At 53.4% G+C, this 21511-nt stretch carries 21 protein-coding genes; 17 read left to right on the forward strand and 4 right to left on the reverse strand.

The window, feature by feature from the left end; genetic code table 11:
- Positions 1 to 49: 49 nt before the first annotated feature.
- Positions 50 to 2290: a multicopper oxidase family protein gene (locus M655_RS04385; protein WP_026558014.1), complete on the reverse strand. Its 2241-nt coding sequence runs from the start codon at positions 2288 to 2290 to the stop codon at positions 50 to 52.
- Positions 2291 to 2532: 242 nt separating this feature from the next.
- Between M655_RS04385 and M655_RS04390 the strand changes: the two genes are divergently transcribed.
- Both M655_RS04390 and M655_RS04395 read left to right on the forward strand, forming a co-directional pair.
- Positions 2533 to 3312, forward strand: coding sequence for a class I SAM-dependent methyltransferase (locus M655_RS04390; RefSeq protein WP_005830683.1), 780 nt, complete (start codon positions 2533 to 2535; stop codon positions 3310 to 3312).
- Between the two features lie 136 nt (positions 3313 to 3448).
- Entirely contained in the window at positions 3449 to 5164 is a 1716-nt protein-coding gene (locus M655_RS04395; protein WP_005830685.1) for a methyl-accepting chemotaxis protein, read from the forward strand.
- A gap of 112 nt (positions 5165 to 5276) precedes the next feature.
- Here M655_RS04395 and M655_RS04400 read toward each other — a convergent pair whose 3' ends face one another.
- Together M655_RS04400 and M655_RS04405 are read right to left on the reverse strand one after the other, a co-directional pair.
- The gene (locus M655_RS04400) at positions 5277 to 6419 is read right to left on the reverse strand and encodes an ABC transporter permease (RefSeq protein WP_005830687.1); all 1143 of its coding nucleotides are present in this window, start codon (positions 6417 to 6419) and stop codon (positions 5277 to 5279) included.
- On the reverse strand, positions 6416 to 7159 hold the full coding sequence (locus M655_RS04405; protein ID WP_005830689.1) for an ABC transporter ATP-binding protein: 744 nt from the start codon (positions 7157 to 7159) through the stop codon (positions 6416 to 6418). The genes M655_RS04400 and M655_RS04405 overlap by 4 nt, the downstream gene beginning before the upstream one ends.
- A gap of 192 nt (positions 7160 to 7351) precedes the next feature.
- Between M655_RS04405 and M655_RS04410 the strand changes: the two genes are divergently transcribed.
- The 7 genes from M655_RS04410 (at position 7352) to M655_RS04440 (ending at position 13885) form a co-directional block, all read left to right on the forward strand.
- Complete coding sequence (locus tag M655_RS04410) at positions 7352 to 7771, forward strand: hypothetical protein (protein ID WP_025848297.1); 420 nt, start codon at positions 7352 to 7354, stop codon at positions 7769 to 7771.
- A gap of 122 nt (positions 7772 to 7893) precedes the next feature.
- Positions 7894 to 8523, forward strand: coding sequence for a SurA N-terminal domain-containing protein (locus M655_RS04415; RefSeq protein WP_005830692.1), 630 nt, complete (start codon positions 7894 to 7896; stop codon positions 8521 to 8523).
- 154 nt (positions 8524 to 8677) lie between these two features.
- Positions 8678 to 10186 carry a spore germination protein gene (locus M655_RS04420; protein ID WP_025848298.1) on the forward strand — a complete coding sequence of 503 codons (1509 nt, stop codon included), beginning with the start codon at positions 8678 to 8680 and terminating at the stop codon, positions 10184 to 10186.
- Positions 10187 to 10214: 28 nt separating this feature from the next.
- Entirely contained in the window at positions 10215 to 11396 is a 1182-nt protein-coding gene (locus M655_RS04425) for a Ger(x)C family spore germination protein (RefSeq protein WP_025848300.1), read from the forward strand.
- Positions 11397 to 11534: 138 nt separating this feature from the next.
- Positions 11535 to 12821, forward strand: a complete 1287-nt coding sequence (locus M655_RS04430) for an IS110 family RNA-guided transposase (RefSeq protein WP_221843694.1) — start codon at positions 11535 to 11537, stop codon at positions 12819 to 12821.
- A 406-nt stretch (positions 12822 to 13227) separates the two neighbouring features.
- The gene (locus M655_RS04435) at positions 13228 to 13455 is read left to right on the forward strand and encodes a hypothetical protein (protein WP_005830697.1); all 228 of its coding nucleotides are present in this window, start codon (positions 13228 to 13230) and stop codon (positions 13453 to 13455) included.
- Between the two features lie 94 nt (positions 13456 to 13549).
- On the forward strand, positions 13550 to 13885 hold the full coding sequence (locus M655_RS04440; RefSeq protein ID WP_206699126.1) for a hypothetical protein: 336 nt from the start codon (positions 13550 to 13552) through the stop codon (positions 13883 to 13885).
- 94 nt (positions 13886 to 13979) lie between these two features.
- Here M655_RS04440 and M655_RS04445 read toward each other — a convergent pair whose 3' ends face one another.
- A complete protein-coding gene (locus M655_RS04445; protein WP_007782948.1) occupies positions 13980 to 14846 on the reverse strand; it encodes an SDR family oxidoreductase in 867 nt (288 codons plus the stop codon).
- A 335-nt stretch (positions 14847 to 15181) separates the two neighbouring features.
- Between M655_RS04445 and coxB the strand changes: the two genes are divergently transcribed.
- The 8 genes from coxB to M655_RS04485 all read left to right on the forward strand — a co-directional run bounded on the left by coxB (position 15182) and on the right by M655_RS04485 (position 21510).
- Positions 15182 to 16201, forward strand: coding sequence for a cytochrome c oxidase subunit II (gene coxB, locus M655_RS04450; protein WP_005830702.1), 1020 nt, complete (start codon positions 15182 to 15184; stop codon positions 16199 to 16201).
- Positions 16202 to 16259: 58 nt separating this feature from the next.
- Positions 16260 to 18107, forward strand: coding sequence for a cytochrome c oxidase subunit I (gene ctaD, locus M655_RS04455; RefSeq protein WP_005830704.1), 1848 nt, complete (start codon positions 16260 to 16262; stop codon positions 18105 to 18107).
- Complete coding sequence (locus tag M655_RS04460; protein ID WP_005830705.1) at positions 18107 to 18733, forward strand: cytochrome (ubi)quinol oxidase subunit III; 627 nt, start codon at positions 18107 to 18109, stop codon at positions 18731 to 18733. Before ctaD ends, M655_RS04460 begins: the two co-directional genes overlap by 1 nt.
- Positions 18734 to 18736: 3 nt before the next feature.
- Positions 18737 to 19054, forward strand: a complete 318-nt coding sequence (locus tag M655_RS04465; RefSeq protein WP_005830707.1) for a cytochrome C oxidase subunit IV family protein — start codon at positions 18737 to 18739, stop codon at positions 19052 to 19054.
- A gap of 382 nt (positions 19055 to 19436) precedes the next feature.
- Positions 19437 to 19736, forward strand: coding sequence for an EthD family reductase (locus tag M655_RS04470; RefSeq protein ID WP_005830709.1), 300 nt, complete (start codon positions 19437 to 19439; stop codon positions 19734 to 19736).
- 3 nt (positions 19737 to 19739) lie between these two features.
- The gene (locus M655_RS04475; protein ID WP_007782943.1) at positions 19740 to 20201 is read left to right on the forward strand and encodes a hotdog fold thioesterase; all 462 of its coding nucleotides are present in this window, start codon (positions 19740 to 19742) and stop codon (positions 20199 to 20201) included.
- Positions 20202 to 20297: 96 nt separating this feature from the next.
- A complete protein-coding gene (locus tag M655_RS04480) occupies positions 20298 to 20687 on the forward strand; it encodes a PaaI family thioesterase (protein ID WP_005830712.1) in 390 nt (129 codons plus the stop codon).
- Positions 20688 to 20727: 40 nt separating this feature from the next.
- Positions 20728 to 21510: an enoyl-CoA hydratase-related protein gene (locus M655_RS04485; RefSeq protein ID WP_005830714.1), complete on the forward strand. Its 783-nt coding sequence runs from the start codon at positions 20728 to 20730 to the stop codon at positions 21508 to 21510.
- The last annotated feature ends 1 nt before the right edge of the window (position 21511 follow it).

The raw sequence follows: 21511 nt of genomic DNA on the forward strand, positions 1-21511 counted from the left end.
TAGAACAAAGGCAGCCTGCTGTATGCCAGGCTGCCTTTGTTCCAAACGATTATTCCGGATGATTGCGGGTTGCGTGACCGGCTTCGTAAGGGGAGGTTACCCCTTCGTACAAAAGGTGCATGCTCATGCCAAGCGCGGCGTGATCCTGGTTGTGGCAATGATCCATCCACAGGCCGGGATTGTCGGCGCGAAAAGCCACTTCATACGTTTCGCCCGGGGCTACATTGAGCGTGTCCGTCCACCATGGACTTCCTGTGACGGGCTTGCCGTTGCGCGTGAGCACTAGCATGTGGTGGCCGTGCAAGTGCATCGGGTGATCCATGAAGCTGCGGTTGACGAACGTCATTTTCACCAGATCGCCTTCGGACACCATCATCATGGGCGTATAGGGGAACACCTGGCCGTTGATGGTCCACAGGCCGTCAAAGCGGCCGTCGTACATCCCGAAGGCGACGTCAAACAGCATCTGGTATTCGCGATCAAAAGGCGAGTTCGAGTCAAAGGGCAACGCCATCGGCGCACCGTAACGGGCGGGATCGAACAGCGGCAAATTGTCTTGCAGGGCAGGCGACTCTCCGCGGCCGTCCGGGCTGAGCAGCAGCCCTTTTTCCCCCGTCTTCCCTTTTCCGGCTTGCGCGAACAACACAGGGCGGTCCGGCATGGTGAAGTACAGGTCGTATCTGCCGCCAGCCGCCAGCTCCAATGCCTGGTTGGCGATCAGGTTCGGCTCGTTTACTTCGTTGCCGTCAATGGCTACAACCTGAAACGAGCTGCCGCAAAGCTGGTAGGTGACAGGCAGGTTTTCCGCGTTGATAAAGCGAAGTCTTACCGGAGTGCCAGGCGAAACCGTTTGCATCGCAAGCGTGTCAGCGCCGTTGATCGTCGCGCCTTCGCCTTTTGGCTTATGATGAATGACCGTGAGATCGCGAATGCTGGAGTCCGCTCCTTGCGCGCTTGCCGCAGGCTCGATCACCAAAGCGCCAAACAGTCCTTTTCGCACCTGGACCGATGCTTGCTGGTGCGAGTGATACCAAAACGTCCCGGCTTGTTCGGCTATGAACCGATAGACGTGCTTTTCGCCGGGGAGCACGGCGTCCTGTGTCGCTCCGGCTACGCCGTCTTCGGCATTGGGGACGTTCAGGCCGTGCCAGTGAATGGTGACGCCATCGGCAATATCTTTGTTTTCCAGCACGACCTCGACCAGCTCGCCCTGCTTGATGCGCAGCTCTGGGCCCGGGTATTGCCCGTTAAAAGTCCACGCCTCCATCGTTTTTCCGGAGGGCAGCCGCACGGTGGCTTTTTGGGCAGTCAGCTTGAATTGCCGATCGGCTTCTCCTTCGCGCGGTCCGGTCAAGTCCGCCACGCTCACCGTCTGAATGGCGGAAGAAGCGCGGTCGTGCCCGGCATGGGCCGATTGCGCGTGAGCAAACAGCCCCGTGCCGTGTCCGGTGTCGATGTTCGTATGATCTGTCATTTTGAACTGCTCAGGCAATTTGCTGGCAAGCAGCGCCTGATTGCCCCAGAAGACGATTCCTGCCGACACGAGCAACAGAACTGCCGTTCCGCGCAAAAAGCGCAAAAACGGCGCAGGCGGCTTCCATTCTCCAGGGCGAAAACAGCGCTGCTGCCGCCACGATTGCATGATCCAGAGTGCTGAGGTGCCTGCTACAAGCACGCCCCAGGCGAGCAGGAGAATCGATGGCTCCAAGGTGACAGCGGGGTAGAAAAATTGCAGGAAGCAGGCCGTCAAGCTGCCGAGGACAGACGCCTGCAACGGAACGATCAGCTCGGGGGCTGACGCCACTTTTCGCAAATCCGCATCGACCAGTTCAGGATCAGATGGCTGTGCGTTGTCGCTTGGAAGTAGTTCCGCCATTTCCGAAGCGGCGGCGTCCTCGGAGAGCAAGGACAGATCGGGATTATCCACGATGTAAGACGGCTTCTCCTTGGACTTGTCCAGCTTTGCCGCCAGTTGCCACAAGCGGGGCAGCGAAATGAATAGAACAGAGAGTAAAGGGACGACCATCAGGGGCAGGAAGCCGAGCGCTTTATCCTTTATGTAAAGCCAACCAAAGGATTGAAAAAACGCCCAAGTGACAAACAGTTGTCCGGCGAATGCGAGTACGGACAGCCAGACAAAAAACAGTGTCCAGCGTGCCTTTTTTGCCAGCGCCCGTCTGGTTGGCTGATAGACGAGCGCCTTGGCTTTAAGCGTAGGGATCAGCGCAGTGAAAACCAAAACGAGAAACAAGCCTTGATGGATCCCGGCGAGCACTTCAAAATCTGCCATAGAATAATTCCTCCCGTAAGCTTTCCATTCTTACATGATAGAGAGGTTCGGCAGTCAACCAAACGTACCCGGGCAGTATTTTCCCTCCGACTCAGGACGGATAACAAAAAGGAAAGGGGAACAGACAGCATGTCTTTTGATTTTGTGGAAACATAACAACGCTCTTTTCGCTGCCGTTCTCCGCCTCAATGGACGGGCTTTTGCAAACAGCTTGCCGTCTACAAAAAAGGAGGAGAACAAGAATGAACAAACAGAAGGAAATCGAAGCTATGCGACGCGAAGTGGAAGCGCCGTTTGCCGGATGGAATTTCCAACGGCTGACCGAGACGGGGAGGATGCAGGAAGCTCCTTTGTCCTGGAACTATCCGAGCGTGGTCAAGCAGCACATGAACGGCATCGGCTCCATGCTCGACATGGGCACAGGCGGGGGAGAGCTGCTGGCTTTGCTGCAGCCGCACCCTGCGCGGACATTTGCCACGGAAGGGTATGCGCCAAACGTAGGGGTAGCGCGGGCAAACCTGGAGCCGCTGGGCATTCAGGTGATCGAGGCGGATGGCGAGGATGAGCTTCCTTTTGAAGATCAATCGTTCGAGCTTATCATTAATCGGCACGAATCGTATTTGCCCGAAGAGATTCTCCGGCTGCTTGCGCCCGGCGGAGCCTTTGTCACACAGCAGGTTGGCGGGCAGGATAATCTGGAGCTGAACCGCTTGCTGGGGGCGCCGATCCCGCCGGATTACTTGCACTGGAACCTGGCATTTGCCACCGAGCAGTTGCGGGAAGCAGGCTTTGCCATTTTGCTGCAAAAAGAAGAAATGAGCTTCACCCGTTTCTATGACGTAGGAGCGATTGTGTACTATTTGAAGGCGATCGAATGGCAAATTCGCGATTTCAGCGTGGAGCAATACGCAGAAGCGCTGTTGGACCTGCAAAAGCGGATGGAGCCTCTCGGTTACGTCGATATTCCCAACCATCGCTTCCTGATCGTGGCTACGCCGGAAGTCAAATTTGTTAATAATTAGGCTGCCTTTTGTCGATAAGATAAATAGGGAGTGTTTTGGCAAAAAGCGCCCTTTGGGGCGTTTTTTGTTTGCAGAGGTGTCTTCCTGGGAATGATCTGTCAATCTATCGTATAAGGCAAAGGAGAAGTGAGCAAGGATGAGCAAGAGCCTGGCTAGTCGTGTAGTTGCGCTCGTGGCTGTGATTGTCGTGATTACGATGGCCGTCAATATTTTCATGATTAACTCAAACAGCGCTACTACCGTTGAACGTACGCTTTCACGCTCAAGCATTGGAACCGCTACGCATATTGCCGCAGGGATCGACTCTGAAAAGCTGGCGAAATTTTTGGCCCAGCCCGAGAAAAATGACGATTATCAGTTCCTGCAAAATACGCTGAAAGATTATGTGGAAAAGACCGGGGCACTTTACGTCTACATCCTCCAGGCCGATGGAGAAAAGGTCAAGATCATGGTGGACGGATTGGGGGATGAAAACTTCACGATCGGTCAGCCTACAACTTCGACCACGTTCGCTGACATTTCGCCAGTGCTTCAGGGTGGCACCAGCAGTACGCCAATCGTGCACGATCCGGTGTACGGAGCGTACCTCAGTGCGTTTGCGCCGATTCAGGACCAATCCGGAAAAGTCATCGCCGTGCTTGGCGTCGACACGGCAGCAGAAAAGGTTGAGCAAATAAACGAGCAGGTTCTCGCTGAAATTATGCCGCGCATTATCGCCTCCATGGTTGTTCTCACAGTGATTGCGCTTGTTTCCGTTTACTTTGTGGTGAAAAAAATGTTGCGTCCGCTGGGGGTTGTCCAGGAGGCGTCCACGCGCATTGCGGGTGGGGACCTGACGGAGACGCAAATTCCGGTTGCGAACAGAAATGATGAGATTGGCCGCATTGTGGTGGCATTCGGCGAGATGACGACGCAACTGCGCCAGATCATCGGCGGCGTCAAGGAGACGACGGAGAGCATTGACAATATGGCTGTCTCCATCCGCGAAGGCGCATCGTCTGTTCGCGAGCAAAACCAGAACATCGTCATCACGAGCCAGGAAATTGCTTCCGGCAATGAGCAGACCGCTACCGCGATGGAAACAGCCGTGCAGACGGTACAGGAATTTTTGAGCGAGCTGTCCGAGCTGAATCGCGCGATCGAAGCGATGGACGCGGTGTCCAACCAGGTATCTGACATCGGACAGAGCAGCTATCAGGTGCTGCAAGAGTTTCTCGCCGACGGAACGGAAACAAACCACCAGTTCCACGAAGTGCAAAATACAATGGCGATTCTCGAAGAAAAATCGCGCAGCATCAATGACGTGATTGAAACGATCCAGCAAATCGCCGGACAGACCAACCTGCTCGCCTTGAACGCAGCCATCGAAAGCGCGCGCGCCGGGGAGGCGGGCCGCGGATTTGCGGTAGTCGCCGACGAGGTGCGCAAACTGGCCGAGCAGACGGGAGCGGCGACGCTGGTCATTCAGGAGAGCATCAAGGACATCCAGGACCAGGTGAAGCAGGCGGCGGAAAAGACGAACGCGACTTTGAACCGCTACAACGCCGGAACAGAGCGCCTCGATACGGTGGCAAAAGAAATTACGGAGCTGTCCAATATGACGAACACGCTCAAGGCGTCGCTTGCCAACGTCATGTCCAGCGTGGAAACGATGAAGCACGGTCAAAACAAGGTGAACGAATCGGTCTTGACCGTCACCGCCATTTCCGAGCAGACGGCAGCCGCCACCGAAGAAGTATCGGCCACCATTCACGAAGTCAGCAGCAACGTAGACCAGTTTGTCGTCGAAATTCAGGAGGTCACAGAAAGCATCCAGGAGCTGCGCAGAAAAGTGGACACATTCCGCTTGTAAGCCCAGCCACCGAACGCTGGCATGCTGCGATACGAAAACAGCCCTTCGCCCAGGCTCCAAGTCCTGGCGAAAGGCTGTTTTTTTTGCAGGCGATCATCTCGCTTCGCGCGGGCTACCACATGCCCGCTGCGACGTGCACAGCTACTTGAAGCAGCAGCAAAATCGAGCGCATCCAGACAAACGCGCGCCGTTGCACAGGCGAGGGGACAGGGAAGAGCAAAAGCTCGTTGTTTCGCTTGCTCTGCTGCCGCCAGAGGCCGTTGAGCTGGCTTGCTGTCATCAGCAGCAACAGGGCAGCCGCAACCGTCTTCGCCAGCAGGCTGGGCAGAAGCAGCATGAGCGCGGCGCCGATCAGGACCAGCCGCCCGTACATCCCGGCCAGCTCGCCGGAGCGGAGGAACGTTTTGACGTACAAATGCCGCGCTGTATTCGCCTGGCTGTAGGGCACAAGCTGCGTCAGGGCCGTCAGCCAAAAACGCGGTTTTACCTGGCGCTGCAAGGCGGGAACATCCCGAAAGTTGTTCATGATTTGATAAAAGCGGTGGCGCAAGCGATTTTCCACCGCCAGCAGGCGGTACCATTGCAGCGGCAGCCCGGCCTGGACCTTGCGCATTTGCACATGCAGCCAGACGAGCAGAGCCGCGCCGATCACGCCGGCAAAAGGAACGTGACTGAAGCTGAGAAACTGCCCCGCGCTGAGCACCCATGCGAGCAGGAGATACGACAAGCCGAATCGGGCGAGCGTGTACAGCCGCTCCGTTTTTTTCGCGGACAGCCGCAAAAATATCCAGCTACTGTGAACGTTCCAGCCCTTCAACAGAAACGGAACCAGCCAGTACAGCCACAGTTGCGCCCCAGTTGCCCCGACAACGCCCGCGTACACGGGCGAAAGCAGGAGCAAAAGCACGAACAGTCCGACGCTCTGGACAGCGAAATTGTAGACTTGCGCTTTGCGAAAATAACCGCCCAGCCGCGTCTCGTGCGGAGTGAGAAAGAGCAGGTCCGCTTCCAGCAAAAAGGTGCGGTGAGGGCTGCGCGTGACGAAAAGGGCAATGACCAGCGCCAGGCCGTGCGCCAACGGGAACCAGGGCGGAATCATTGCGATGATTCCGCGGTAATAAAGGGACAGCAATCCGGTAAGAAAGACGGCGATAAACAGGACGCCGCCATTAGCCATGTACTGCGCATACCTGATAAATTCCGTGGAAAAGGCATGCAGTCTCTTCCGAAACAATTGATCCGCATCTATCTTCACTGTTTTTCATCCTCTACGATCTGCAAATAGATGTCATCCAGGGAGTGATTGGACAACCCTGTGAACTGGCGAAGCTCGTCCAGCGTGCCCTGGGCTTTGATTTCCCCTTTGTGCAAAATGATGAAGCGGTCGCAATACTTTTCCGCAGTAGCCAAAATGTGCGTGGACATCAGAATGCCTGCGCCCTGTTCCTTGCAGCGCTGCAGCCACGTCAGCAAGGCGCGGATGCCGAGCGGGTCGAGGCCGAGAATCGGCTCGTCCACGATGTAGAGCGGCGGCTGTACGAGCAGCGCCATCATAATCATGAGCTTTTGCCGCATCCCTTTGGAAAACTGCTGGGGGAAGCGGTTCTTCATCTCTTCCATGCGAAATTCCTTGAGCAGCAGTTCGGCCCGTTTGGCAAACTCTTCTTTGTCCAAGCCGTGGCTCATCGCCATCAGCTCGATGTGCTCCCACAACGTCAGCTCCTCGTAGTAGATGGGAGATTCGGGAATGTAGCCGTAAGAGAGCCGATAGCTGTCCGGCGCGGATTGAAACGATTGGCCCGCAATCTGAATCGAGCCGTCCAGCGGCTGCAAAAGTCCGAGAATGTGCTTGATGGTCGTGCTTTTCCCCGCGCCGTTCAGCCCGATCAGCGCGACGATCTCGTGGGAGTGAATCGCAAACGAAATATTTTTGATGACAGCGTGGCTCGGGGAGTAACCCCCTGTCACGTTGTTTACTTCCAGCAAGGCTGTCATGGTTTCCTCCTTCTCACCATAACGAATGGCAATCGGTCATCCTTCTATTGTAGCGCATCAGCAAAGATTTGGAAAAACTCAAGTGCGCAGCCTTTTTTGCGCGCCGGAGCAAAGGGAAGGGATAACCGTACAAGCAATGGCTTTGCGCCTGACATAAACAAGGTATTACAAGGGACGGAGGAGGTGTGACCTATGACGCCGGGAAAACAGGACAACCAAAGAGACATGGACGCGCATATGCAACGTATCTACCAGAAACTGGACAAATTCGAAGAAAGAACCGATCAGCTTGAGGGACAAATGACGATCGTTACGAAGTGGTTGGAAAGAATCGAGCACAGACTGGAACGCTTGGAAGACGTACGCATTGATTTGCTGCAAGCGATTGCGAAGCTACAGACTGAACTGAAGTTGAGAGAAGAAAAAGCGAATAAAGAGAAAGATATCATCATGCAGCTATTGAACGACGACAATCGGGACAAGGAAAATCTGGCACAGATCATCGAAGGAGAAAAAAGCAGGAGGCAGGAGCGTTTTTTGCAAATATGGGCGGTTTTGGGTCCCGTCATTGCCTCCGTCCTCACTTCTTTTTTTGCCCGATTTTTCATGTAGCCGCAAAAGCTGGCACATAATTATATAAGAATGTGGAAAAGTTGTGTAATCCTCATTCCATTTTTCTACCGTATCTCCTGACTATACTTGGTGGGCAGATAACAGAAAGTGAGGATATCCAAGTGAAGAAGTTCGACGTTTCTATACTTTCGGTTGCCGTTTTGCTGACCGGACTGGCTGTGCTCGGTGTCTACCAGGCAGGAGAGGCAGAGAAAGACCCGGTTCTGGTCAAGGCTGGTGATACCTCGATTACGCAATATCAACTGTACGACGAAATGAAGACGATGTACGGCAAGCAGATGATACACGAGCTGGTCGCCCAGTCGCTGATTTCACAGGAAGCCAAGGCGCAAAACGTTACGGTGACCAAGGAAGAAATGGACAAGGAAATTGCCTCGATGAAAGAACAGGTCGGCTCCGAGGAAGCGTTCAAAAACTACCTCCAGAGCATGGGGATGACCGAGCAAAAGCTGCGTGAGAAGCTGACGGTGCTGATGACCCGCGACAAGCTGCTCGACAAGGCGTTTCCGGTTACGGATGAACAGATCAAGAAATACTACGACGAGAACAAACAGCAGATGGGCTCGCCTGCGCCGGAATTTGAAAAGGTGCGCGATCAGATCAAATCTGTTTTGACCGATAAAAACCGCAGCGAAAACTACAACAATTGGCTGAACGAGATTCAGCAAACGCACAAGGTAGAATGGTACGACCCTTCCTTTGACGATCCAGCCCAGCCTGTAACGGGCTAAGCTTCTCGATCAACAAGACTTTCCCTCTCGCAAGCGACGAGCAGGGGAAGTCTTTTTCTTTGCAGCCAGGGGCAAGTTTTCCATTCCGTTCGTTTAGTAACGGGCACGGGTGGAAAAACTGGATAAATAATTGCCAATGTAAGGGAGCAATGAGATGGCTCAAATTGGCCCCAGCCTGGATGAGAATGTTCGGTATGTAAAAGAGGCGCTAGGATACAGCAATGACATAGTGATCCGCGAACTGGTTCTGGACAGCCGCGAGCCTGTACGCGCTGCTGTTGTGTACACGGATGGCATGGTAGATACCCACATGGTGCAGGGGGTTTTAATCAACAGCCTGCTTTACAAGACGCGCTTTAAAGAACTGGAGCTGGAACGCGAGGAAGAACTCGTCCCCTTTTTAAAAGATGCGGTTTTGACCGTTGGCGATATCGGTGACGTGGACAATTTTCCCGAGATGTTTACGGCCATGCTCTCCGGGTGCGCCATCCTATTCTTGGACGGATATGAACAGGCGATGGCGATCGGCTTGCAGGAATGGAAGGACAGAGGGGTGACCGAGCCGACGGCGCAAACGGTCATTCGCGGTCCGCGCGAAGGTTTCACGGAGAACCTGCGGACGAACGTTACGCTGTTGCGCAGGCGAATCGTCAGTGAAAAGATGTGGGTCGAGACGCGCAGAATCGGGGAAGTGACAAAGACGGAAATCGCGGTCGTGTACATCAAAGGTCTGGTCGAGGAAGGCGTTGTGGAGGAAGTCCGCAGCAGGCTGGACCGGATTGATATGGACGGCATCATGGAGAGCGGGATGATCGAGGAGCTGATCCAGGATGCAGCGTACACGCCGTTTCCGACGATCTCCAACTCCGAGCGCCCCGATGTGGTTGCCTCCAATTTGCTGGAGGGCAGGGTCGCGATCCTGGTGGACGGAACTCCGTTTGTGCTGACCGTGCCTTCTTTGTTCGTCGAGTTTTTTCATTCCGCAGAAGACTACTATCAGCGGGCTGATTTCAGTACGCTGATTCGGATGCTGCGATTTATTTGCTTTTTTATCGCGCTGCTCGCGCCTTCTCTCTATATCGCGATTACCACTTTTCATCAGGAGATGCTGCCGACCCAACTGCTCATCAGTCTGGCGGCGCAACGGGAGGGCGTGCCTTTTCCGGCTTTCGTGGAGGCGGTATTGATGGAGATCGCCTTCGAGATTTTGCGGGAGGCGGGGATTCGCATGCCGCGCGCTGTCGGGCAGGCGATCTCCATTGTCGGGACGCTGGTAATCGGCCAGGCCGCAGTAGAGGCGGGTATCGTGTCTGCGGCGATGGTTATCGTCGTTTCGATTACGGCGATCTCCAGCTTTATTTTTCCGGCGATCAACATGTCGATTCCCGTGCGCATCCTGCGCTTTCCGCTGATGGTGCTGGCGGCCTCCTTCGGCATCTACGGCATCATTGTCGGGGTGCTCGCTCTGGTGCTGCACTTGTGCAGCCTGCGTTCGTTTGGCGTTCCGTACATGAGCACGTTTGCTCCGTTTTCATTCAAGGAGCAGCGGGATACGATCCTGCGCCTTCCCCGTTGGGCCTTGGACAAGCGGCCTGAGTCGATCAGCAAGCGCAACCTGCGCCGCCAGTCAACGAAAATGAAGCCACCCCCGCCCGGCAAGTAGCACACGAAAAGCAAAGGAGTGGACTTCCATGAAAGGCATAAAAGTGCTTCTCTGCATCGCGCTGGTCATGCTCCTGGCCGGTTGCTGGAACCGCAAAGAACTGAACGATCTGGCTATCTGCGTAGGTATCGGAATCGACAAGGCGGAGCACGGCTATACCGTGTCTGTCCAGGTGGTGGACCCGGGGGAAGTAGCAGCCAACAAAGGGAAGCCAGGTAGGGCTCCTGTCACGCTTTTTTCCATGAATGCCCCTACTGTTTTTGAGGCGCTGCGAAAAATGACGACGGTCTCTCCGCGCAAAATCTATATGTCGCATACAAGGATGCTGATACTGGGCGAGGCGATGGCGCGGGAAGGAATTGCTCCCGTGCTTGATTTTGTGTCGCGCGACCATGAATTTCGCACGGATTTTTACATTGCTGTGGCGCGCGGAACGACGGCGAGCAGTATTTTGAAAGTGATTACGCCGCTTGAGCAAATCCCGTCCAACGAGCTGTTCGCCTCGCTGGAAACGTCTTCTAAAGCATGGGCTCCGACTGTTGCGGTGACGCTGGATCAGTTGATTGCGGATTTGACGAACAACGGTAAGCAGGCAGTGCTGACGGGCATTCGCTTGACTGGTCCGGCGGTGGAGGGGGATCGGCGGAGCAATGTGGAGCAGATTGATTCCAACGTGCTGCTGGAATACTCCACGTTGGCGGCGTTTCGCGGAGACAAGCTGATCGGCTGGCTAAACGAAGCGGACAGCAAGGCGTACAACTACATTGCCGGAAACGTGAAAAGTACGGCGGGCAGCCTTCCGTGCAAAGGCGGAGGAAGAATGACGATGGAAGTCATGAATGCCGATTCCAAGATCAAGGCCAGCCTGAAAAACGGCAAGCCGGAAATCACGGTCCTGATCCAGTTGGAAAATGACATCGGCGAGGTGCAGTGCAATATTGATCTGACGAAGATGGAGACGATCGAGCAAGTGGAAAAAGACGCAGAAAAAGGGATGGTCGAGAGTGGAATGCGCGCTGTCGCCTACGCCAAAAAAAGAGGCGTAGACATTTTCGGCTTCGGCGATGCGATTCACCGCAAATACCCGAAAGTGTGGAAGCAACTGGAGAAAAACTGGGACAAGGAATTTGCCAAGCTGCCGGTGCATATCCAGGCGGAGGTCAAAATCAGGCGGTTGGGGACGATCAGCAACGCCTTCAAAGAAAAGTGACCGAGCGAGGAGGAGCCATTCCTGTAATGAAGAAATTTGAGCTTTGAAAGAAAAAAGCGCCTCCTGTATGCTGGGTCTTGGAATGGTCACATTCACACTGCCCTAATGAAAAGGAGGACGCTCTACATGAAGTATAAGCTGAAACAGAAACAGAATCAACGGATTACACGAATTACCGAAAAAACACTGGTTGTTGGCGCGGACATCGCCAAAAAGATTCATGTAGCTCGAGCCGTGGATTTCCGAGGCATTGAGCTTGGGAAAGAATGTGTGTTCCACAACGATCAGGAGGGGCTAACGAAACTGGCTGCGTGGATGAAGGAGCTTGGCCGGATACATGAGAAAACCGACATCGTATTTGGCATCGAGCCTACCGGACACTACTGGTTCCCGTTAGCGGCATTTTTGAAGGAGCAAGACATCAGGGTCGTCGTCGTGAATCCGCACCATGTGAACAAGAGCAAAGAACTTGAGGACAACTCGCAGACCAAGAGCGACTACAAGGATGCGAAGGTCATTGCCGACCTGATTCGGAGCGGGAAATATTCAGAGCCCAATTTGCCGACCAAGGAATATGCAGAGCTACGCATTCTGATGAATTTTCGGGAGAAGGTCATGGTGAGCTTGAATCAAGTGAAAGCTCGGATTACAAACTGGTTTGACCGCTACTTTCCGGAGTATCCACAAGTGTTTAAGGACTGGGAAGGCAAGGCATCACTGATGACCATGCGCCAGTTTCCCACTCCAGAGGAGATTGTCTCGATAGGCGCCAGAGGCGTTCTCACACATTGGAAGACGGAAATCAAGCGTGGGGTGGGCATCAAGAGAGCGGAGCAGCTCTATGCTGCCGCTACGGTCTCTATCGGGCTTACCGAGGGGCTGACAGCTGCCCGAATCGAGCTTGCCGCCTTGCTGCAGCAGTACGATCTGTACTGCAAGCAAGAAGAAAGCATTATGACGGAAGTCCTGCAGATTCTGGAGAAGATCCCCGGAACGAAGCAAATGCTGAGCATCCCAGGGATTGGCATTCTGACCGTCGCCGGCTTCTTGGCGGAGGTTGGCGATCTGAACAACTACGACCATGGACAGCAGATCATCCGTCTGGCTGGGCTGAATCTGACGGAGAACAGCTCTGGAAAACGTAAGGGAAAGACCGGAATCAGCAAGCGGGGGCGCTCTCGCCTAAGAGGCATCTTGTTCCGCTGCATGCTGCCGATGGTAGCCAAAAACAAAGAGTTTAAAGCGCTCCACGAGTATTATACAACGCGTAGTCAAAATCCGCTCAAGAAGAAGCAATCGATTATCGCCTTATGTGGAAAACTGGTTCGCGTCCTCTATGCACTGGGGACAAAGCAGAAAGAGTATAACGCAAACGAAGTATTGGGGCCGATTCGACAAGCCCAGCTACAACAAAGTGCTGCATAAAGCTTATCAACAAACCTGTCATCTCGCTTATTCACATGTGTACAACCATGACAACGGAAGCACCGGAGAAGCCGAAGAATTATAATCCATAAGGGCAACGACCCAGTCGAGGAGCTAGAATCGGCCTCCACCCCTTGAGAGGTAGAACGAAGGAATGTAAGGGCATAGACCCAGCGTGACATGGGAGGGTAAACCCCGAGGGCGGATGTGGAGATCCACTGTGCGATCATACCTTTTTATCCACAGTCTGGAAACTGGTGATTGCAGGCTCTATTCCCGCCACAGCCCTTACAGAAATATTTGTATCTCCTTCAATCTTCCGACAAGAGCTTTAAGATGTCAAAGTTAAAAAACAGAGAATGAGCGAGAAAACAGGAGAAAACATTACTTTATAGTGGGAGGATAAATGTCTACGCTGACAGTTGTGCTCGTCTCGATTATCGTCTGCCTGTATGAGCTGCCCAGACTGATCCGCCAGAGGCAGAAAAAAGAAATGACCGTCTTCGTCGCGATGCTTGTCATCAGTGTCGGGCTGTACGCCGCCACGCAATACGGGCGGCTTGCCAACCCTGTGTATGTGATGGAATGGATTTTCAAGCCGATGAGCGATGTCATTAGCAGTTGGCTGCGTTGACAAGGGGGAGGATGGCGGGGATTGTCGGCCAAAAGCGGGGCATACTGAGAAGACCCCAGCATAAGGAGTGGGAACAAACGTGGACGGTCTTTGGATGAAGTTGCTTGTAAGCCCGATCTTTGTTGTTTTGGCCGATGCGCTCTTTCCCGAGGTGAATTTTGCGAACTTGTACCAGTCGGTCGGAGTGGGGTTCGTGCTCGCTCTCGCCGGTTTTTTTCTGGACAGGGCCATTCTCGCGCCCGGCAGTCTTTGGCTTACGACCGCTATTGATTTCATCATCGGCTTTCTCATCGTCTACGGCAGCGTCGTCTTTTTGCCAGAGGCCCAGGTTTCGCCGATAGGAGCGGGATTTGTCGCGATCTTTTACGGGGTGGCCGAATATTTGCAGCATACGTGGTTGCTTAGAGCCATCCGTTCGGGAAATGAATAGAGCCGCGCATGATAAAGGACAGCTCCGACGTCTAAAGAAGACGGGAGGCTGTCCTTTATGCTGTTGCTTGGGTCTACGAGAAAAGCGGTGGCGTTCAGTCTGCGCGGTGGGAGGAAGGCGACAGCTTTTTGACAACCAGCCGCTCGATCCAGCGCCAGGGAAGCAGCGTTTTTGCCGCGAGCATCAGCACCGTGCTTCGCCCGACCGGATAGCGAAAGCGGGGAGCGGGGCTGGTCGCGGCGCGGACGATTGCGGAGATGACGGCGTCCGGCTCCGGGGCAGACCGCATGATTGATTCCACATGCTGGCGCAGCAGCTTCATTTGCCCGGCATAGGCGGAGTCGGAGTCTGGGACAGGCTGCTGGGTTTGCAACGCCTTTTCCCAGATCGGAGTGCGATACGAGCCTGGCTCGATGACGCTCACATAAACGTGATAGGGCAGCATCTCCAGGCGCAACGACTCGCTGAAGCCTTCGACTGCGTGCTTGGAAGCGGCGTAGGGCGAGAGGCCGGGGAAGCCGAAGCGGCCGCTGATGCTGCTCAGATTGATGATCCTTCCTGCTTGTTGTCGCCGCATGTGCGGCAGCACGGCGCGAGTGACGTCGATCAGGCCGAACACGTTGACTGCAAACTGGCTGCGCCAGTGCTCGGGAGGGATTTCCTCGGCAAAGCCGCCGTAGGCGCAGCCTGCATTGTTGAGCAACAGGTCGATGCGGCCGTGCCGTTCGATGATGCTGGTGATCGCCTGCTCAATTTCGGCGGGGCGAGTGACGTCCAAGGAAATCACTTCCATATGTTCGCTTGCTATATGCAAGTTTGCAATTTTGTCAAGAGGGCCCCTTTTTTCCAGGTCGCGCATGGAAGCGATTACGTAAAATCCGGCCTTGACTAATGCCACAGAAGCGTTCATTCCAAAGCCGCTAGAGGTTCCAGTGATTAGTGCTATTGGTCTTTTTTGCATGCGAATCTCCTTTAACTTCCCTGAACTGGTTACATTTCTCTTGAAAGTTCACAAATTTGTTCATAAATTTGTTAACAAAATCATAACAAATAGCCTTTAGATTAAGGAAAATTTATGTATACTTAAATGGTTACCACGCACTGGTAGAAGTCTGCTTTCTTGGCCTTACTCTTTTTGTTTGTTTTAGAAATGACTGCTAATCCTTTTCCTGATTGGGTATGATAGTTGGGGAAAGTATAGCTAGCTATTTCTTACGCAAATGAAAGAGTACGTAAGCTTCTAGTTGTAAGCGTGGCTAGAACGTTACCAACACGAAGAAAGAGGGGTTCATTGGTATGAAGGGTTGGCAACAGTTTTGGCGTCAGCTTTCTCTTTTTGGTCTGCTGGCGCTGGTGTTAACCGGGTGTGGCAAAGATGAGCTCTCAGCGCTCAAGCCTTCCGGCCCGGTGGCTGCGATGCAGTATGACCTGATGAAGCTGTCCTCCGCTATCATGATCGGCGTCTTCATTGTCGTTATGCTGATCTTTACGTACGTCCTTATTCGATATCGTAAGCGCCCGGGACAGCAAGGCGTTCCAAAACAGGTCGAAGGCAATCATGCACTTGAGATTCTTTGGACGGTTATTCCTTTCCTGCTCCTGATTGTCATGGCGATTCCAACCGTTACGACCGGTTTCGCTCTGCACAAGGAATATCCAAAAGAGGAAGCGCTTCAAGTGAAGGTAATCGCTCACCAGTTCTGGTGGGAGTTCGAGTACCCTGATCTGGGAGTAGCAACCGCACAAGACCTCGTTCTGCCAGTTGGCAAAAAGGTTCAGTTCCACGTGACCTCTGCTGACGTAATGCACGCATTCTGGATTCCGGCATTGGGCGGCAAGATCGACACCAACCCAGGCCAGGAAAACAAGATTTGGCTGCAAGCAGACAAGACAGGCATTTTCTACGGTAAATGCGCGGAGCTCTGTGGAGCGTCCCATGCCTTGATGGACTTCAAGGTGGAAGTAATGGACCAGGCTGCATTTGACAACTGGGCAAACGGCATGAAGGGCGTTCAGTCCAAAGAGCCGGTAGCTGCAACATCCCCAGGTGCTGCACAAGGTCAAGAAATCTTCAACAAAAGCTGTCTCGGCTGTCATGCCATTGCCGGCAAAGGCGGCAAACTGGGTCCAAACCTGACCAACTTCGCGGATCGCGAGCGCGTAGCAGGTATTCTCGCCCATACGCCTGAGAATGTGGCAGAGTGGCTGAAAGATCCGCAAAAGGTGAAACCGGGCAACAACATGCCTAACCTCAACCTCGACGATGCACAAGTGAAAGCGCTTGTAGAGTACATGTCTACACTCAGCGTGAAGTAATTACCGTAATGAAATGACATTCGTCATAGGCAGTTACGCTTAAAAAGGAGGTAAACCTGTGTCTGCACATGCTTCTCACGCACCCGCGCCAAAACGTTCAGGGCTGTGGGATTGGCTCACGACAGTGGATCACAAGAAGATCGCGATCCTGTACTTGATTGCCGGCGGAATTTTCTTTCTGGCTGGCGGTTTCGAAGCCCTGCTGATCCGTTTGCAGTTGATGTATCCAGAAGCTCAAGTGGTTGGTGCCAAGACATTTAACGAACTGATTACCATGCACGGCACCACGATGATTTTCTTGGCAGTCATGCCGGTCATCTTCGCGCTGATGAACGCGGTCGTTCCGCTGCAAATTGGCGCACGCGACGTAGCATTCCCATTTGTTAACTCTCTCGGTTTCTGGCTCTTCTTCTTCGGGGGAGTGCTCTTGAACACCAGTTGGTTCCTTGGTGGAGCGCCAGATGCCGGATGGACATCTTATACAACTTTGGCTTTGAACCAATTTAGCGGCCGCGGGGTAGACTTCTACGTTCTCGGTCTGCAAATTGCCGGTCTTGGTACGCTGATCGGTGGTATCAACTTCCTGGTTACCATCATCAACATGCGTGCTCCAGGTATGACATTCATGCGTATGCCAATGTTCACCTGGGCGTCTTTTGTAACATCCGGCCTGATTCTGTTCGCGTTCCCTGCGATTACAGTCGGCCTGGTTCTGTTGATGTTCGACCGTCTGTTCGGCGGTAACTTTTTCAATCCGGACGCTGGTGGTAATGTTGTCATTTGGCAGCACTTGTTCTGGATTTTCGGTCACCCCGAAGTATACATCCTGATTCTCCCGGCATTCGGTGTGATTTCTGAAGTCATTTCCACCTTCTCCAGAAAGCGCCTGTTCGGTTACAGCTCCATGGTATTCGCAACCGCGCTGATCGGCTTCCTTGGCTTCATGGTGTGGGCTCACCACATGTTTACAACCGGTTTGGGCGCTATCGCCAATACGCTGTTCGGTCTGGCAACGATGTTGATTGCGGTGCCTACGGGTATCAAAATCTTCAACTGGCTTTTGACCATGTGGGGCGGACAAATCCGCTTCCCTACCGCAAACCTGTTTGCAGTAGGCTTCATCCCGACGTTTACAATCGGTGGTATGACAGGGGTTATGCTCGCGGTTCCGCCGGCTGACTACCAATACCATGACAGTTACTTCGTAGTAGCGCACTTCCACTACGTTATCGTAGGGGGTCTTGTGTTCGGTCTGTTCGCAGGTCTGTACTACTGGTGGCCGAAGATGTTCGGGAAAATGCTCAATGAAACACTTGGTAAATGGAACTTCTGGACGTTCTTCATCGGCTTCCATCTTACCTTCTTCCCGCAGCACTTCCTTGGCTTGATGGGGATGCCGCGCCGCGTCTACACGTTCCTGAAAGGTCAGGATCTCGATGTCGGGAACTTCATCAGTACGATCGGGGTATTCGGTATGACGATCGGTACCATCCTGTTCCTGGTTAACGTCGTTGTTTCCGCAAAAGGCAAACGCGCTCCTGCAGACCCGTGGGATGGACGTTCGCTTGAGTGGTCGATTCCGTCGCCACCGCCTGAGTACAACTTTGCGCAAACACCGCTGGTTCGCGGTCTGGATGCATTCTGGATTGAGAAAATGGCTGGCAACAAAGGCATGACACCTGCTGAACCGCTTGGTGACATCCACATGCCGTCGCCATCGTTCCTGCCTTTCCTGATGTCTGTAGGCTTGTTTGTTGCGGGTTACGGCTTCATGTACCACAACTACTTTGTCGTGGTTATCGGCTTGCTCGTGACATTCGCCAGCATGTTCGCCCGTTCTGTAAAAGACGATCCTGGTTATCATATTCATGAGGACGAAATCGAAGAGAAAGGGGTTAAGGCTTAATGGCTACACATCATGCAAACGCAGTATTACCTGATGAACCGGAAAAAGCCACCCTTGAAGGCAAGAACAAGATTCTTGGCTTCTGGCTCTTCCTTGGCGGGGAGACAGTTCTTTTCGGTTCCTTGTTCGCAACATTCATCGCGCTCCGCGATCAAGTAAACGGCGGTCCTACATCGCAGCAACTGTTCGACATGCCGCTGGTTGCAGCCGCAACGCTGATCCTGCTTACCAGCTCGATGACAAGTGTTATGGCTACGCTCGCCCTGCACAAGAAAAACCTGAAGATGATTCAGGTATGGCTGACCATCACTGTACTGCTCGGCCTCGGGTTCCTTGCGCTGGAGATTTACGAGTTCGTGCATTACGTGCATGAAGGCCACAAAATCTCGACGAGTGCATTCGGTTCCGCGTTCTATACGCTGGTTGGCTTCCACGGGGGCCACGTAGCGTTCGGGATTTTGTGGATCATCCTGTTGCAGTTGTCGGCAGTGAAAAAAGGTCTGACGGTAGTAACGGCTCCGAAGTTCTACCTGGCCTGCTTGTATTGGCACTTTATCGACGTAGTGTGGGTGTTCATCTTTACCGTTGTATATCTTATGGGTATGATCGGTGGAAAGGTGGGGTAATCTATGGGAGCACATGCTCAAAATGAAGAGGTACGCAAGCCGAAAGTAAAACACGACAGTCCTAAACGACACGTAGTGGCTTTCATCGGATCTCTCGTATTGACCGCACTGGCATTTATTGCAGTAGCGTATGAAGTGGTTCCGGCAGGTTTCACCGTACCGTTCATCGTCGTACTGGCCTTCGTTCAGGCGCTCTTCCAACTGTTTGTTTGGATGCACATGGACCAAAAAGGCCATGAGTTTGCACGAGTCAGCATTTTCGCCGGGTTGTTCTTTATTCTGGTTGCGATAATCGTCTTCGTTTACTGGGTGTGGATTTAGAACGCCAGGCGCGACAAAGAGGGCAGACGCCATGTCTGTCCTCTTTTTTTACAGATAAGAATGGATAAGGTTCTTATCCCGTATAGGGGCAACTAAGGCTGCGCCCATGGCTTGGCGCAGCCAAGTTTTCTGATCGGCTGTCGGAAGTCATTTCTGGCAGCCATTTTTTTGTACTATCGAAGCAAAACAAAGATAAGCATGATGATAGTAGCAGGTTTTGCACCAGAAGATTCCGGCGACAGAGTTTTCTTGCTTTTTGAAAAATACTTGCACCTGTCGGAAAGGCTTTATATAATAAAAATATAAACATGCGTTAAAATAACGTTATATCATTATCTCGTCACATGTTTTGCGAAATAAACTGATGAAAGCAGGGATCGTAATGGTGAAATTGGTGGCAATTTATCGCAAGCCTGAAGATATCGAGGCTTTTGACAAGCACTATTTCGAAGTGCACGCTGCACTCGCAGAAAAAATGCCTGGCCTGGTCAAGATGGAAGTGAGCAAGGTTTACGGCACGCCAATGGGCGAGTCCGATCTGCACCTGATCGCAGAAATGTACTTTGAAACAAAAGAGGCTCTGTTGGAAGCGTTGTCATCTCCAGAGGGACGTGCAGCAGGAAAAGACTTGCGTGGATTTGCCGGCCAAGTGGTGTCCATGCATTTTGCTGAAGTGGTCTAATCGATGAGCGGGAAAACATTTGTCGACGAGCGAGAGCTTCATCGCAAGCACTACGATGAAATTTGCGAAAAGCTGAAGCAAGACCAATTTGCCCAATTTTTAGGCGTCAAGCTGATCGAGCTTGGGGAAGGGACGGCGACAGCGGAAGTGACCGTGGCCGAACACATGCTGAACGCACACGGCACAGCGCATGGCGCGATCATTTTCTCCCTGGCTGATTTTGTTTTCGCAGCAGCCTGTAATTCCTACGGCAAAACATCCGTGGCGTTGTCTATGAACATCGGATTTTTGGCCGCAGCCATGAAAGGAAACCGACTGGTGGCAACTGCCACGGAGGAGAAGAAGAACAACCGGACAGCCTGGTACCGCATCCGTGTAGAAACCGAGCATGGCCTGGTAGCGACATTGGACGCCCTGGCGTATCGGAAAAACGAATACTTCGTCGCGATTGACGAACCGAAATAAACCAAATGCGAAAATCAGACAGGGAAAGGAAGCCGAATGCGAGGAGCACAGGCTCCTTTCACTGTTTCACGAGGATACTAACACGGGGGCGAGAGGATGACAGTGGAAATCCGCAATCGTTTTAACCACTACCTGGGCATAGAAGTCGTACATCGAGATGAACAGGGCTGCAAGGTAGCGCTGAAAATTCGCCCTGAGCTGTTCAATAGCATCGATGGCGTCGTGCATGGAGGCGTAACGGCGACACTGGCTGATGTAGCGATGGGACATGGAGCCGCTCCCCATGTAGACGGTGTGCAACAATGCGTCACGGTAGAGAGCAAGATTCAATATTTGTACCCTGCTCGCGGAGAGCGGCTGGAAGCCGAATCGCGCGTTTTGAAGCAGGGAAAAAGCCTGATTATTATGGAAGCGCGCGTGACCTGCGACGGGAAGCTGGTTGCTTTTGCGACAGGGACGTATGCGCGGGTCAACCCGAACCGCTAACCGCACTGGAGGAAATGGCTGCACAAGGAGGACGCAGAGCATGGAGGAAACCGTTCGCTTTGAACGAGACGGCCACGTGGCGATCATCACGCTGAACCGTCCGGATGAGCTGAATGCACTGAACTACGACACGCTGGAACGTCTGGGTGACCTGATCGAGCAGGTGCGGCTGGAGTCAAAAGACATCCGCGTCCTGCTGATAAAAGGCGAAGGCCGGGCGTTTTGCGCAGGGGCCGATTTGAAAGAACGCCGCACGTTAAACGAGCAGCAAGTACGGCGCAACGTCCGCAAAATTCGCGATGTGTTCACCGCGTTGGAGCGGCTGCCACAGCCGACGATTGCGCTGATTAACGGCTTTGCCTTTGGCGGAGGCTTCGAGCTGGCGCTTGCCTGCGACTTCCGCTACGCACTGGAAGACGCCAAGATGGGGCTGACTGAAGTGAGCCTGGGCATCATTCCAGGGGCAGGGGGGACGCAGCGTTTGTCCCGGCTGATCGGTCCGGCCAAAGCGAAAGAGCTGATTTTGACGGCACGCCGCATTCAGGCGACGGAAGCCAACCGCTTAGGAATCGTGAATGGGACAGCCCGCGATCAGGAAGAATTGCATGCGCTGGCAATGGGACTGGCCCATGAAATTCTCGGCAACGCGCCGCTCGCCGTCTATCAGGCAAAAGCCGCCATCGACCGCGGCAGCAGCGTCGATTTGCAAACAGGGCTGGATGTAGAAACGATGTGCTACGAGGTCATTATTCCAACCAAAGACCGTCTGGAGGCGCTGGAAGCGTTCCGCGAAAAGCGCAAACCTGTATTCAAGGGCGAATAAG

The sequence above is a fragment of the Brevibacillus sp. NSP2.1 genome, from assembly GCF_000470975.2.
Classification (GTDB): Bacteria; Bacillota; Bacilli; order Brevibacillales; family Brevibacillaceae; genus Brevibacillus; species Brevibacillus agri.